General features: G+C 36.2%; 16 protein-coding genes. 15 read left to right on the plus strand and 1 reads right to left on the minus strand.

The genetic code is table 11. From position 1 onward, the window contains the following. The first annotated feature begins 128 nt into the window (after nt 1–128). The 4 genes from K8344_RS02560 (at nt 129) to K8344_RS02575 (ending at nt 3,036) form a co-directional block, all read left to right on the plus strand. On the plus strand, nt 129–737 hold the full coding sequence (locus K8344_RS02560; protein WP_237606724.1) for a DUF4254 domain-containing protein: 609 nt from the start codon (nt 129–131) through the stop codon (nt 735–737). Between the two features lie 54 nt (nt 738–791). Further along, nucleotides 792–1,829, plus strand: a complete 1,038-nt coding sequence (locus tag K8344_RS02565) for a glycosyltransferase family 9 protein (protein WP_237606725.1) — start codon at nt 792–794, stop codon at nt 1,827–1,829. 327 nt (nt 1,830–2,156) lie between these two features. After that, a complete protein-coding gene (locus tag K8344_RS02570) occupies nt 2,157–2,510 on the plus strand; it encodes a hypothetical protein (RefSeq protein ID WP_237606726.1) in 354 nt (117 codons plus the stop codon). Next, nucleotides 2,482–3,036, plus strand: coding sequence for a hypothetical protein (locus tag K8344_RS02575; protein ID WP_237606727.1), 555 nt, complete (start codon nt 2,482–2,484; stop codon nt 3,034–3,036). Before K8344_RS02570 ends, K8344_RS02575 begins: the two co-directional genes overlap by 29 nt. Nucleotides 3,037–3,495: 459 nt before the next feature. Here K8344_RS02575 and K8344_RS02580 read toward each other — a convergent pair whose 3' ends face one another. After that, complete coding sequence (locus tag K8344_RS02580; RefSeq protein WP_237606728.1) at nt 3,496–4,536, minus strand: ferredoxin--NADP reductase; 1,041 nt, start codon at nt 4,534–4,536, stop codon at nt 3,496–3,498. Nucleotides 4,537–4,727: 191 nt separating this feature from the next. Between K8344_RS02580 and porW the strand changes: the two genes are divergently transcribed. From porW to atpG, 11 genes are all read left to right on the plus strand, one after another. Then, a complete protein-coding gene (gene porW, locus K8344_RS02585; RefSeq protein ID WP_237606729.1) occupies nt 4,728–7,271 on the plus strand; it encodes a type IX secretion system periplasmic lipoprotein PorW/SprE in 2,544 nt (847 codons plus the stop codon). A 50-nt stretch (nt 7,272–7,321) separates the two neighbouring features. Beyond that, a complete protein-coding gene (locus K8344_RS02590) occupies nt 7,322–7,792 on the plus strand; it encodes a bactofilin family protein (RefSeq protein ID WP_237606730.1) in 471 nt (156 codons plus the stop codon). Nucleotides 7,793–7,807: 15 nt separating this feature from the next. Next, entirely contained in the window at nt 7,808–8,017 is a 210-nt protein-coding gene (locus tag K8344_RS02595; protein ID WP_262913368.1) for an AtpZ/AtpI family protein, read from the plus strand. Then, nucleotides 8,018–8,413 carry a DUF6168 family protein gene (locus tag K8344_RS02600; protein ID WP_237606731.1) on the plus strand — a complete coding sequence of 132 codons (396 nt, stop codon included), beginning with the start codon at nt 8,018–8,020 and terminating at the stop codon, nt 8,411–8,413. It abuts the gene before it with no gap. 92 nt (nt 8,414–8,505) lie between these two features. After that, a complete protein-coding gene (gene atpB, locus K8344_RS02605) occupies nt 8,506–9,696 on the plus strand; it encodes a F0F1 ATP synthase subunit A (protein WP_237606732.1) in 1,191 nt (396 codons plus the stop codon). Nucleotides 9,697–9,754: 58 nt separating this feature from the next. After that, a complete protein-coding gene (gene atpE, locus K8344_RS02610; protein ID WP_420908345.1) occupies nt 9,755–9,946 on the plus strand; it encodes an ATP synthase F0 subunit C in 192 nt (63 codons plus the stop codon). Nucleotides 9,947–10,050: 104 nt separating this feature from the next. After that, entirely contained in the window at nt 10,051–10,551 is a 501-nt protein-coding gene (locus tag K8344_RS02615; RefSeq protein WP_237606734.1) for a F0F1 ATP synthase subunit B, read from the plus strand. Between the two features lie 6 nt (nt 10,552–10,557). Beyond that, nucleotides 10,558–11,094: an ATP synthase F1 subunit delta gene (gene atpH / locus K8344_RS02620; RefSeq protein WP_237606735.1), complete on the plus strand. Its 537-nt coding sequence runs from the start codon at nt 10,558–10,560 to the stop codon at nt 11,092–11,094. A 68-nt stretch (nt 11,095–11,162) separates the two neighbouring features. Further along, entirely contained in the window at nt 11,163–12,743 is a 1,581-nt protein-coding gene (atpA, locus tag K8344_RS02625) for a F0F1 ATP synthase subunit alpha (RefSeq protein WP_237606736.1), read from the plus strand. Nucleotides 12,744–12,947: 204 nt separating this feature from the next. Then, nucleotides 12,948–13,151: a four helix bundle protein gene (locus tag K8344_RS14225; RefSeq protein ID WP_338144585.1), complete on the plus strand. Its 204-nt coding sequence runs from the start codon at nt 12,948–12,950 to the stop codon at nt 13,149–13,151. Nucleotides 13,152–13,188: 37 nt separating this feature from the next. Then, nucleotides 13,189–14,064 (plus strand): ATP synthase F1 subunit gamma, encoded by an 876-nt coding sequence (gene atpG / locus K8344_RS02635; RefSeq protein WP_237606737.1) that lies wholly within the window; start codon nt 13,189–13,191, stop codon nt 14,062–14,064. Nucleotides 14,065–14,189: the final 125 nt, after the last annotated feature.

Here is a 14,189-nt window from a genome sequence, read left to right on the forward strand (position 1 = left end):
TATATCTTTTGCTGGCAGCGGTTTTTACCACCTATTCCTTCAAGGATTATCAAGCCTTTTAGGGAATAACAAATAAAGCACCAATATTAAACCTACAAGGTTGGAAAACCTTAGATAAATAAAAAAATATGTTTTCAGACAAAGCCAATCAAATCTTCGCAGAAGTTATAAATAAATACCACGAAGTAAATACTGTAGATCAACCTTTCAGTAATCCTTACGATAAAGAAAGTCAGTTACTGGAACATCTATTATATCGCAAATGCTGGATAGACACCGTTCAATGGCACTATGAAGATATCATCCGTGATCCAAATATTGATCCTGTTGCTGCGCTTAAATTAAAGCGTCAGATAGATGCTTCTAATCAGGATAGAACCGATATGGTTGAATATATCGACAGCTATTTTCTAGAAAAATATAAGGACGTAAAGGTAAACGACGATGCTACTATTAACACCGAAAGTCCTGCTTGGGGTGTCGATCGTCTTTCAATTTTAGCATTGAAAGTTTACCATATGAATGAAGAAGCTGAGCGTGAAGATGCATCACAAGAACATCAAATGGCTTGTAAAGCAAAATTGAATGTGCTGTTGGAGCAGCGTGTGGATTTAAGCACTGCAATTAACCAATTGCTAGACGATATTGCTAATGGTAGAAAGTATATGAAAGTGTACAAACAAATGAAAATGTACAACGACGATGAACTAAATCCAGTTCTTCGAGGAAAGAAATAATTTAACAATCAGCCCTAATAGGTTTTAATAACTTGTTAGGGTTTCTTTATTCCCATGGCTAAAAACCCAAAACATATATTAGTAATTCGCCTATCTGCAATGGGCGATGTGGCTATGACGGTGCCTGTCCTTCGGGTTTTCAGTCAAACCTATCCCGACATAAAGCTTACAGTAGCATCACGACCGCATTTTAAACCTTTTTTTGATGGGATACCAAATTTAGATTTTCTTGAGGCAGATGTTTACGGCGAACATAAAAACTTGGGATTAATTAAGCTTGCTAAAAAAGCAAAAGCCAATGGGGTTGAGGTTGTGGCAGATTTACACAATGTTATACGCTCTAAAATAATCACTAAGTATCTGATTTTTAAATGGATTAAATCGGTTAAGATTGATAAGGGCAGAGCAGAGAAAAAAGCATTGGTTAACGCTAAAGGGAAAAGTATTTCGCAATTAAAAACAACGCATCAACGTTATGCCGATGTTTTTGAAAAACTTGGCTTTCCGTTAGATTTAAGTCAGTTTGTAGCGCCACCTAAAAAGCAACTAACCCCTAAGCTCAACGGCTTAATTGGTGTAGAGCAAAAAAAACTGATTGGCATTGCACCTTTCGCGGCTCACGACGGAAAAATGTATCCTTTAAGCTTAATGACTGAAGTTATTCAAGAGCTAGATGAAACCAATAAATACCGTATCTTTCTTTTTGGCGGAGGAAAGAAGGAAATTGAGCAACTTAAAAAACTTGAAAATCCTTTCGCAAATGTAACCAACGTAGCTGGAAAATTAAGCTTTGAAGAAGAGTTAGCTCTAATTTCAAATTTAGACTTAATGCTTTCTATGGACAGTGGTAATGGTCATTTGGCGGCAATGTATGGCATTTCAGTAATTACGCTTTGGGGCGTTACACATCCGTATGCTGGTTTTGTACCTTTTGGCCAGCCAGAAAGCAACCAATTACTTGCCGACCGAAAAAAATTTCCTTTAATTCCAACTTCTATTTACGGAAATAAATTTCCGAAAGGGTATGAAGATGCAATAAAGACTATTGCACCGCAAACTGTTGTCATTAAAATTGTTGAGGTACTGGAATAGCTTATTTTATTTAAATTCCACGAATGGTTCCTTTACTTCGGCTTGTGTATTTCTTCACTGTGCAATGATTTTTTGACAGTAGTTGAGGCTTTCAGGCAGGGAATTTTGTCACACTTTATTACAATTCAATTCTTGGAAAAAATGAGGTTATTAAAATTTAACAATTAAAAAAATATTTGTGTCTTTTTTTGTGCTTGATTTGCCTGCTTAAACGAAATATATTTTTTGACCCATGAAAAAGAGATTTTTAACACCTACACTTATTCTCTCTCTCTCTTCTTTAGCAGTTGCGAAAGAGAGGAATTCAAAAATGAAACCTTAACACTGATGGAGAGCGTTTCCTCAGCGGCCCAAAGAGGTACTGAAAATGAAGAATGGTTTGAACAAAAACAAATTGTTCTTGGCGGCCAAAGGACCAATGCTTATTCGGTTGCAACAATGGATTCCGCTTTTGCATATTACAATAATTATTTGCCAAATTCACCATTTCAGGGCAAGCAGGTTACGGCCACACACAAATACTCCATAAGTACTGGCACGAGTCTACAGCCAATTTTCAACAAGCTTACGGGCAGCATTAACTCTGCTGCCGCTTTGAAAAACAGTTTAATAGGGACGGGTTCTGGAAGTGCTGCCACTGCTGTTAAAATCAATGAATTATTCACGAGCTATGGGTATTAAAATTCATTATTTGGCAATAGCCATACTCTTTTTTGGCGTTTTATCTTGTGACCCGCCAAGAGAGTTTTGTGACGATATGGGCACCTTCGCCAGAGTTTCGGACATATTTATCTTGGAACCGCTACAGGACACATACCATAAGGGGGATGTGGTTACCCTTAAAGGAAGTATCGCAAACATATCTCCTTATTTCGCAGAACCAAACGTCAATCTTTTAGAGGTTACGGGTGTTGATACTGCATGGCTTATAGGAGGTGCGACGGCATTATTTGACGATAATTCTATAAATTATATAAAAGGCTCAAAAAGGGAAGGTGCATCTAATTGGTACAACATGCCATATAGCGAAATAGGTGATAAATATGAGTTTGAAGTAAATATCACCTTAAATCGTACAGGAACGTATAACTTTCATTCTTCTTATCTAATCGATATAATTGGCGAAGGCTGCAACACTTATAATTTTGATACAAACATTGCCGGAGCCAACGCAGACAGCAGGATTGAATTTGAGGTGCTGGAATAACTTTAATTACATCAATGAAAAGATCCCAAAGGTTTTTAAAACCTTTGGGGTCTTTTATTTCTTCAAAGATATTTTTGGATAAATTCACTAACTTGCACTAATGCAAATAGGTATGCCGACCTCATTTATCGTTTTCGGTCTTAGATTTTTCTTTTAATAATGAACACTTTAGAAAATAATATAGAAATTAAAAGACTTTGGTTTACAGACTCAAAAATATGTATCGAAACCCTCGATGGGCAGAAGCTAAGCCATCTATTATCCTGGTTTTCAAAGTAGAAAAATGCAAGCGAGGTAGAGAAAAACAACTACGAACTCTCCCCTTTTGGAATCCATTGGTTAAAACTTGATGAAGATTTAAGTTTCAGTGATCTTTTGATTTTAAAAAATAAAGTCTTTAGCCCTATCTTCTCGCTTTTTTTTTGGAATTTGGGATTTCAAAATTTGGGATTTCAAGCTTTAAACATCATCATAATCTACAACAATCTTAGCTGTTGTAGGATGTGCTTGGCAAGTTAAGATTAAACCTTCTGCAATTTCAGAATCGGTAAGGATTTGATTTTTGCGCATTTCGGCTTTTCCTTCTCTTAAGCGAGCGATACAGGTACTGCAAATTCCTCCTTGACAAGAATATGGGGGATCTAAGCCTTCGTCTAATGCCGCTTCAAGAATAGATTTCGTTTGTGGCATAACAAAGGTTTCTTCCTCATCATCAAGCATAACTACCACGCTAGTATCACCGTCGTGTGCTTCAACTAAAAGTCCTTTTTCTGCAGTTGAAAACAGTTCGTGGTGGATTTGTTTTGAATTTACTCCGTTGTGTTTCAATGTAGCCGAAACCTCGTCAATCATTTCTTCAGGACCACACAAATAATAGGCTTCGTGTATATCTTCCCCATATTTATTTTTTAAGAAATAATTTGTGATAGATCGATCTATTCTACCAAATCTAGCACCTTCTTCTTCTTTTCTGCTGAAAACAAATTCGACATAAAATCTATCTGGATATTGGTCTTTAAGCGCTACTATTTCATCGTAAAACATTGTTTCTTCTACGGTTTTATTGCCATAAATTAGTAAGAATGTGCTTTGAGGCATTTCTTCCATAGTAGATTTTATAAGCGATAACACTGGGGTTATCCCACTTCCAGCTGCAAATGCAACATAGTTTTTAATATTTGGCTCCAAAGTAAATTTACCTGTTGGTGGCATTACTTGCAAAGTGTCGCCAGCTTTTAAAACTGAATTCGCATATTGTGAAAATAATCCGTTTTCAACTTTTTTAACCCCAACCTTTAGCGTCCCACTTTTCGGGGAAGAACATATAGAATAAGCGCGGCGTATCTCTTTGTCATCGGCTAGGTATTTTATTGTAATATATTGTCCAGCTTTAAAAGAAAATGTACCTTTCAAATTATCTGGAATTTGAAAACTAATTGAAACTGAATTTGGAGTTTCTTTTTTTACCTCAGAAACGGTAAGCGTATGAAATTCGCTCATAATCGTAATTTTTTTTGCAAAAGTACAAATGATATCAGTTAAATAAAGTTTCAACCACTTTAAAGTGATGTATTTTTTCAGAGTTTCATTAAGCAGATAATAAAAAGAAACGTATTTTTACCGCTCTTTAGCGATTCTACATACTAAAAAAGAACCTTTTAAGTTAGAATACCATAAAAACTGAAATCATTTTGAAGGGCACTTATAAAATTACATTATTCACTCTAGCTGTAATATTTTTTGCGGCTTGTTCACGTAAAAAGAATACTTTTATAAACCGTAATGTTCACGCGGTAACTGCTGAGTTCAACACCTTGTACAATGGAAATTTAGCCTTTACCGATGGTAAGAACAGACTTGCAGCAGGTTATCGCGATAACTTTTGGGAGATCTTGCCTGTAGAACGTATCGAAATTAAGGAAGCTGAAATTAAAGCGCCAGGGAAAAATAACAGTGGCGACTTTAATAGAGCAGAAGAAAAAGCTGCCAAGGCAATCCAAAAACACTCGATGTATATCGATGGCCGTGAGCATAACCCACAGATAGATGAGGCTTATATTCTTTTAGGAAAAGCACGTTACTACGACGGACGTTTTGTTCCTGCACTAGATGCTTTCAACTTTATTTTAGACCGTTACCCTACTAGTAATAGCATAAATATTGCTAAAGTTTGGAAGGCAAAAACAAATATTCGTTTAAATAACGAAGAGTACGCAATCGAGAACCTAAAAAGAATGTTCCGAGATGACGATCTTAATGAAGAAGAATTAGCAGATGGTGCCGCAATGATGGCGCAAGCATTTATCAATCTTGATTCATTAGAGCCAGCGCTAGAGTATATGAAGATGGCTGTAGATAACGTTCAGGATAACGAGCTAAAAGGAAGATACACTTTTATAAAAGGTCAGCTTTACAACCGTTTGCAAGAAAAAGATAGCGCAAATATGGCTTTCGATGAGGTGATTGCAATGAATCGTAAAACTTCTCGCGTTTATATGATTAACGCTTATCTTGAAAAAGGAAAGAATTTTGATTACGCAAGTGGAGACCGTACTGCATTCTTAACACTGTTAAACGACCTAGCAGAAAACCGTGAAAACCGTCCGTTTTTAGACAAGATTTACAATCAGTTTGGAGATTATTACCGCAATAGCGATAGTATCGAAAGAGCTGTTGCGTATTACAACAAATCGATACAGGCGTTTAATCAGGATAGAGTACTACAGGCAGTAAACTATCAAACTTTAGCTGAAATTAATTTTGATGATGCCGAGTACAAAAAAGCAGGAGCGTATTACGATAGTACCCTAACTTTCCTTGAACAAAATAGTCGTCAATGGCGTAGAATTACAAAAAAGCGTGAAAATCTTGACGATGTAATTAAGTATGAAGACATCGCTTCGGTAAACGACAGTGTTTTGAGGCTAGTGAAAATGAGCCCAGCAGAACAAGAAGCGTTTTTCGTTTCGTATACTACTGCTTTAAAAGAACAAGCTCGACTAGATTCAATTGAAGCTGTAAAAACAGAACAGAGAATTGCCAATAACGAATTTTATAAAAAAGAAAATACAGCCGCCGGTCCAAATAAAGGTAGCACTTTCTATTTCTACAACACTTCAACTATAGCATACGGAAAAGGAGAGTTTAGAAAAATTTGGGGTGACAGAAAGCTTGAAGATAACTGGAGACTTTCTAGTAAGAATTCTTCGTTAATTTCTGATGAAGACATTGAAGCTGAGGTTATTCCAATTTCTGAAAACGAAAAGTTTAAGCCAGAAACTTATATTGCTTTAATCCCGACCGATGAAAAGGTAATCGATAGTTTAGCAAAAGATAGAAACTTTGCTTACTACCAATTAGGGCTTATTTATAAAGAGAAATTCAAGGAGTACAATCTTGCAGCAAATAGATTAGAGACATTGCTTACCAACAATCCTGAACATAGGTTAGTGGTTCCTTCTAAATATAACTTGGTTAAAATTTATGAAGAGCTAGATAACGCTTCAGCTGCTGAAAAGTATAAGAATGATATTCTTACAAATCATGCTGATACGCGTTATGCGGAAATATTACGCAATCCAAATTCGCAATTACCAACAGACGAATCTAGCCCAGAATTTAAGTACAAACAATTGTATAAAGAATTTGAAGCTGCAAAATACGCTGAGGTAATTGAAAAATGCGATGAGTATATGATGGTATATAATGGTAATGACATTGTGCCAAAATTTGAATTGCTTAAAGCTACCGCGCTCGGACGTCAACAGGGTTTTGAAGTGTATAAAAAAGCTTTAAACTTTATTGCGCTTAACTATCCAAGTACAGCAGAAGGGAAACAAGCTCAGCAAATCTATAGCAATGTGCTACCGCAATTAGAATTTAAAAACTTCGGAAAAGATGAAGATGCTAAATCTTGGAAGCTAGTTTATAAGTTTGAAAATACTGAGGGCGAAGCTGCCGAAAAATTAAAAGAAAAGTTAGATAAAGCGATAGAAAATCACCGTTATATTAATATGACTACTTCTATTGACTACTACAATCCGAAAAGTAAATTTGTAATCGTTCACGGATTAAACACTAAAGGTGGTGCGAAAGGATTTGCCGAATTATTAGAAGAAAATAAAGAGTACAAGGTGAAGCACCCGTATTTTGAAATTTCTAGCGATAATTATAAAATCGTTCAAATTCATAAAAACTTGGATGATTATTTAAATCAAGAAGCATCCGCACAATAGGTAATTAGAACCTGAAATTCTATAGCATAATAATATTAAAATCTAAATCCATGTTTCCAGAAAAAAAAGCCAAGAAAAATAATGTTGAACCAAGCACGGCTCAAAACAGAATAAGTGAAGGTACAACTCTTAAAGGAGATATATCTTCTTCAGGTTTTTTTAGAATTGATGGTTCCATAGAAGGGAATGTGAATACCCCCTCAAAAGTTGTTTTAGGGAAAACTGGAGAAATTAAAGGAACGTTAAGTTGTGAAAATGCCGATTTAGAAGGAAAATTTGAAGGAAGTCTTCAAGTTACCGGAACGCTAACGCTGCGATCTACGGCTTTAGTAGAGGGTGAAATTGTTGTAGGAAAGCTATCTGTTGAACCCGGAGCAGTATTAAATGCGTCTTGTATTATGCAAGACGGTAAGCCTAAAGCTGGACTAAACGCTCCAAAGTTACCTGGAGATTCGCAACCTCGACTTTTTAATAAGAAACAAAAGGTTAAGGAAACCTCTACACTCACAAAATCAGACTAAATATAATGTATAAAAATGTCTGCCGATAATAAAAATAATAATCGATGGATTGCTCTTTCGGGTATTGGAATTCAAATGGGACTTACAATATTCCTTGGAAACCTATTAGGTAGGTGGCTAGCCAGCACTTTCGAATTAAATTTTTTGGAACCAACCCTCACTATCGCAGCAATATTTTTGTCGATTTTTAGTGTCATTAGAGGTGTAAATAAATTAAACAAATAAATGCTTCAGAAAAAAATACTTCATTACACCTTATTATGTGGGTTGGTTTTAATTGCTGGTTATGCTATTCATAACTTCATTCTTGAACAATTAAATATAGAACATCCGTTTAACTTATGGCATATATACCTTTTTCAAGGCATAGCAACGCTTATTCTTTGTATTAACTTTGAATTTATTTCGCAGAAAATGCAGCAATTAAAAGACCAGTTAGGCTTTTTTTATTTAGCAGCAATGGCCGTTAAAGTTGGATTATTTAGTTTATTCTTTAAAGATATTCTTTTTTCATCGTTAGTATTGTCAAAAACAGACAGTCTTTCGCTGTTAATTCCAGTATTTCTGTTTCTATTTTTAGAGGTTCTAATAATTGTTAAAATTCTGAATAGAAACAACTAAAATATAAATTTGCATTTGTTGTGGGTATTTTAAATAGAAATTCCCTACTTTTGCCGCCGAATTAGACAGGCATTATTTTTTCAAGAGAAGCAATGAAAATATCAATTTATTCAATTAAATTTTTCGGATTACTACTTACTTGTTTGTTGACTATCAATGTTTTTGCTAATCAGAGCAATGAACAAGCGCAACAAGACGACGGAAGAGTAAGTACTCCAAGTGAAATCGAAGAATATATTCTTCATCACTTAAAAGACTCACATGGTTTTCATTTAGTATCTTTTACTAATGATGCAGGTGAACGCGTGCATGTTGGATTTCCACTTCCGGTTATCGTTTATGGAAACGATGGCTTCACTACATTTATGTCTTCAGAATTTCACCACGACACTGAAGGCGAGGTGATTGTAGAGAAAAATGGAAGCCGTTTTGTAAACTACCACAGTAAAATTTACGAGTTGGAGGAAGGTGCAACTGAGCTTGTGTTTGACGAAGCGCATCATCCTGTTAATGCTTCAAAACCTTTAGACTTATCGATTACAAAAAGTGTATTTGGTATTTTGGTGGTAGGGTTGTTAATGTTATGGTGGTTTTCATCATTGGCTAGACAATATAAAAAGAGAAGTATTCCTAAAGGATTTGGTCGTGTACTAGAACCGCTGGTAATTTATGTAAGAGACGAAATTGCTAGACCAAACATCGGCGAAACGAAATACAGAAAATTCACTGGATACCTTTTAACTGTTTTCTTTTTTATTTGGATTTTGAATTTATTAGGGTTAACACCTCTAGGGTTTAACGTTACAGGGCAGATTGCAGTAACTGCAGCGCTAGCTGTGCTAACGTTAATCATTTACGTATTTAGTGGTAATAAAGATTTCTGGGGTCATATTTTTTGGATGCCAGGTGTGCCAATTTTAATTCGTCCAATTTTAGCGGTAATCGAATTGGTTGGAACATTAATTATTAAACCATTCTCACTTTTAGTGCGTTTGTTTGCTAACATTTCGGCGGGACATATTATCCTTATGAGTTTAATCGCGATTATGATAAACTTAAAAGCAGATTTAACTCCAGTTGGTTCAACAGCACTATCTTTTGTTTTGTCGTTATTCATCTCTGTTATCGAGCTCTTAGTAGCGTTCTTACAGGCCTATATTTTTACGATGCTTTCGGCGTTGTTTATCGGTATGGCTGTTGCGGAACACGATCACGAACATGAGCACGATGCACATGGAAATGAAGTTCCAGATGCAGAAGATATTAGAGAGAATTTTATATAGTAGTATAGTAGCGTATTTTTTTGTTTAATTAATTTATATACATTTTTTTATGGAAACAATGATTCCAAATTTAGTAGGTGCTGGTATTATCGTATTTGGTGCTGGTTTTGGTTTAGGTAAGATTGGTGGAAGCGCAATGGAAGCTATTGCACGTCAGCCAGAAGCTGCCAACAAAATTCAAACAGCGATGATTATTATTGCTGCACTTTTAGAAGGTTTAGCATTCGGTGCACTTTTCTTAGGAAAGTAATCCCAAAAAACCAAAGTTCACTTTCCTGTAACGGTTGGTTGCAGGAAGTGAATTTTAAAAGAAAAAATTAATAACAAAAATCTTTACCCCGGGGTAATAATATTATGGAAACATTATTAAACGATTTTTCTCCAGGACTGTTTGTGATGCAGACAGTCTTATTAATAGTGCTTATTTTACTAATGGTAAAATTTGCTTGGAAACCCATTTTAAATTCATTGAATGAAAGAGAAGAAGGGATTCAAGGGGCATTAGATGCTGCTGAAAAAGCAAAACTTGAAATGGCAAACCTTCAGGCGGACAATGAAAGATTGTTGCAGGAGGCGCGTACAGAGCGTGAAGCTATGCTAAAAGAAGCTCGTGAGATTAAAACAAAAATGATCTCAGATGCTAAAGAGGAGGCTAAAGAAGAAGCAGATAAAATGATTACTCAAGCTCAAGGAGCTATTGAGAGTGAGAAAAAAGCTGCAATTGCTGAAATGAAAGCAACCGTAGCAACACTATCTTTAGAAATTGCTGAAAAAGTAGTAAAAAGCGAACTTTCAGACAATGGCAAGCAAATGAAGCTTGTAAATGAAATGTTAAGTGACGCAAAATTAAACTAATATTCAATGAGCAGAGCAGCTATACGATACGCGAAAGCAATTTTGCAGAAGGCAAACCAGAACAACACCGAGGCTGTTGTTTTTGGCGATATGCAATCTGTGTATAAAACCATTGAAGGCAGTCGCGAATTGCAAACAGTACTTCAAAGTCCTGTTATAAAAGCCAACGATAAAAAGGAAGCTTTGCTAAAAATATTCAGTGGTCAATCAGAAGCTACACACATTCTAATTAATGTATTGGTGGATAATAAACGTGCACCATTATTAAGAGCAGTGGCAAAAAGCTACATCGATATTTATAACGACCATCAAGGTGTAAAAGCCGCAACTGTTATAACCGCCGTGCCACTTACCTCTGAACTTGAAGCTAATGTAATGGCTAAGGTAAAGGAGTTAACAGGTAGTGATAAAGTAACACTTAAGAATGAGGTTGATCCTACAATAATAGGTGGGTTTATCCTTAAGGTAGGGGATATTCAGTACAACGCGAGTATCTCAAACCAATTAGGAAATTTAAAAAGAGAATTTTCAAAATCAATATAATTAAAATTTACTGGTGCAGGTTTTTAAGGCCAAATTCCTGAAAACTACCACCTAAAACCTAGATAAAAATGGCAGAAGTAAAACCAGCTGAAGTATCAGCAATTTTAAAGCAACAACTTACAGGTTACGAAGCAACTGCTTCCCTGGATGAAGTAGGAACTGTTTTAACCGTAGGTGACGGTATTGTTCGCGCATACGGACTTTCAAACGCCGAGTATGGTGAATTGGTGGCTTTTGAAAGTGGTCTTGAAGGTATTGTATTGAACCTTGAAGAGGACAACGTAGGTATCGTACTTTTAGGTCCTTCAAAAGAAGTAAAAGAGGGTTCAACAGTAAAACGTACTCAACGTATCGCATCGCTTAATGTAGGTGAAGGTATCGTTGGTCGTGTAGTAAATACATTGGGTCAGCCTATTGATGGTAAAGGTCCTATCACTGGTGAAACTTATGAAATGCCTTTGGAGCGTAAAGCACCAGGAGTTATCTACCGCCAGCCGGTAACTGAGCCACTTCAAACAGGTATTAAGTCTATTGACGCAATGATTCCTGTAGGTCGTGGTCAACGTGAGCTTGTAATTGGTGACCGTCAAACTGGTAAATCTACAGTATGTATTGATACTATTTTGAATCAAAAAGAATTTTACGATGCAGGTGAGCCTGTATACTGTATATATGTTGCTGTTGGACAAAAAGCTTCTACTGTTGCAAACATTGCAAACGTACTAGAAGAAAAAGGTGCAATGGCTTATACAACTATTGTTGCGGCAAACGCATCAGATCCTGCTCCAATGCAGGTGTATGCTCCTTTCGCAGGTGCGGCAATTGGTGAGTACTTCCGCGATACTGGTCGTCCAGCATTGATTGTATTTGATGATTTATCTAAACAAGCAGTAGCATACCGTGAGGTGTCGCTTCTTCTTCGTCGTCCACCGGGACGTGAGGCTTACCCTGGAGACGTTTTCTTCTTGCACTCAAGATTACTTGAGCGTGCAGCAAAAGTTATTGCTGATGACGATATTGCAAAAGAAATGAACGATCTTCCAGATTCATTAAAAGGAATCGTAAAAGGTGGTGGTTCTTTAACGGCACTTCCAATTATTGAAACACAAGCAGGTGATGTTTCTGCTTATATCCCAACAAACGTTATTTCGATTACAGATGGACAGATTTTCCTTGATGGTGATTTGTTTAACTCTGGGGTTCGTCCAGCTATTAACGTAGGTATTTCAGTATCTCGTGTAGGAGGTAACGCTCAGATTAAATCGATGAAAAAAGTAGCAGGTACCTTAAAACTGGATCAAGCAGCTTTCCGTGAATTGGAAGCTTTCGCAAAATTCGGTTCAGACTTAGATGCTGCAACTTTAAATGTAATTGAAAAAGGTAAACGTAACGTAGAGATATTAAAGCAATCTGAAAACGATCCTTACACTGTAGAAGATCAAATTGCAATTATCTATGCAGGTTCTAAAAACTTGATGCGTAACGTACCAGTAGAAAAGGTAAAAGAATTTGAAAGAGATTATCTAGAAATGCTTAACCTGAAGCACAGAGATACTCTTGATACATTAAAAGCTGGTAAGCTTACAGACGAAGCAATCGACGTAATGGTGTCTGTTGCTAACGACGTGTCTGCGAAATATAAAAAATAGAAGTTATGAGTTATGAGTTAAGAGTTATGAAAGTACTCTAAACTCATAATTCTAAACTCTGAACTTGAAAAATGGGGTTAGATGATAGTCCAATTAGAATTAAAACCTTTGAATTCGCTTGCGATATAGTAGAATACTGTGACGTTTTAAAAAGCTAATAAGGATTTTGAATTGGCATCCTAATTACTTAGGAGTGGAACAAGTATTGGCGCAAATACTAGAGAAGCTCAACGAGGTGTAAGTACAAAAGATTTTAAAAATAAATTTGGTATAGCTCTCAAAGAGGCTGACGAAACAATGTTTTGGTTAGAGATTTTAGAGGCAACTGGTAGAGAAGTACCTATAGATATGAAGAACAAGTGTGAAGAGTTAATTCGAATTTTGGTTTCGATAATTAAAAACTCTTAGACTCTGCACTCATAACTCATAACTCATAACTAGAGAAATGGCGAATTTAAAAGAAATACGTAACAGAATATCATCCGTTAGTTCAACGATGCAGATTACCAGTGCCATGAAAATGGTATCGGCTGCAAAATTGAAGAAGGCTCAGGATGCAATTACAGCAATGCGTCCTTATTCTGAAAAACTTACTGAACTTTTACAAAATTTAAGTGCAACGCTTGGAGAAGACAGCGGAAGCAAATATTCAGACCAACGCGAGGTAAATAAAGTTTTGGTGGTTGCCATTACCAGTAATCGTGGTTTGGCGGGAGCTTTTAACTCAAATATCATAAAACAAGCTAAAAACTTGGTAGCTGAAACTTATGCTGGAAAGCAAGTAGATTTTATGACTATTGGAAAAAAAGGGAATGACATTCTGAAAAAATTCGGAACGGTAATCGAAAACAACAACAATATTTTTGATGACTTAACCTTCGAAAACTCTTCAGAAATTGCTCAAAACCTAATGGATTTATTCTCTGAAGGCAAGTACGATAAAATTGTAGTGGTTTATAATCATTTCAAAAATGCGGCTACACAGTTAGTAATGACTGAGCAATTCTTACCTATTTTACCTCCAAAAGCAATTGAAGGTGAAGCAGTAAGCACAACTGAAACAGCTTACATTTTTGAACCTTCAAAAGAAGAAATTGTTGAGTCTTTAATTCCGAAAAGCTTAAAAACTCAGTTGTTTAAAGCACTTCGTGATAGTGTTGCTAGTGAGCACGGTGCGCGTATGACTGCGATGCACAAAGCAACCGACAACGCAACCGAGCTTCGCGACGATTTAAAACTTAAATACAACAAAGCACGTCAAGCCGCTATTACCAATGAGATCCTCGAGATTGTTGGGGGTGCAGAGGCATTGGCAGGATAAGTTTGGCTCCGTTCAGTTACCGAGCCTCGGTTTATCCCGTATTAATTCGGGAAACTCAGCTAACTTTGTTATTATAAATTATTTTAAAGCCTTTCGTAATCGGAAGGCTTTTTTATTCCATAAAT

Origin of the sequence: Aequorivita xiaoshiensis, assembly GCF_022008395.1 — a bacterium.
In the GTDB taxonomy this organism is placed as follows: domain Bacteria; phylum Bacteroidota; class Bacteroidia; order Flavobacteriales; family Flavobacteriaceae; genus Aequorivita; species Aequorivita xiaoshiensis.

Coding starts and splice junctions, on each gene's coding strand:
- K8344_RS02560 (WP_237606724.1), top strand. CDS start 129: ATGTTTTCAGACAAAGCCAATCAAATCTTCGCAGAAGTTATAAATAAA.
- K8344_RS02565 (WP_237606725.1), top strand. CDS start 792: ATGGCTAAAAACCCAAAACATATATTAGTAATTCGCCTATCTGCAATG.
- K8344_RS02570 (WP_237606726.1), top strand. CDS start 2,157: ATGGAGAGCGTTTCCTCAGCGGCCCAAAGAGGTACTGAAAATGAAGAA.
- K8344_RS02575 (WP_237606727.1), top strand. CDS start 2,482: ATGAATTATTCACGAGCTATGGGTATTAAAATTCATTATTTGGCAATA.
- K8344_RS02580 (WP_237606728.1), bottom strand. CDS start 4,536: ATGAGCGAATTTCATACGCTTACCGTTTCTGAGGTAAAAAAAGAAACT.
- K8344_RS02590 (WP_237606730.1), top strand. CDS start 7,322: ATGTTTCCAGAAAAAAAAGCCAAGAAAAATAATGTTGAACCAAGCACG.
- K8344_RS02595 (WP_262913368.1), top strand. CDS start 7,808: ATGTCTGCCGATAATAAAAATAATAATCGATGGATTGCTCTTTCGGGT.
- K8344_RS02600 (WP_237606731.1), top strand. CDS start 8,018: ATGCTTCAGAAAAAAATACTTCATTACACCTTATTATGTGGGTTGGTT.
- atpB (WP_237606732.1), top strand. CDS start 8,506: ATGAAAATATCAATTTATTCAATTAAATTTTTCGGATTACTACTTACT.
- atpE (WP_420908345.1), top strand. CDS start 9,755: ATGATTCCAAATTTAGTAGGTGCTGGTATTATCGTATTTGGTGCTGGT.
- K8344_RS02615 (WP_237606734.1), top strand. CDS start 10,051: ATGGAAACATTATTAAACGATTTTTCTCCAGGACTGTTTGTGATGCAG.
- atpH (WP_237606735.1), top strand. CDS start 10,558: ATGAGCAGAGCAGCTATACGATACGCGAAAGCAATTTTGCAGAAGGCA.
- atpA (WP_237606736.1), top strand. CDS start 11,163: ATGGCAGAAGTAAAACCAGCTGAAGTATCAGCAATTTTAAAGCAACAA.
- atpG (WP_237606737.1), top strand. CDS start 13,189: ATGGCGAATTTAAAAGAAATACGTAACAGAATATCATCCGTTAGTTCA.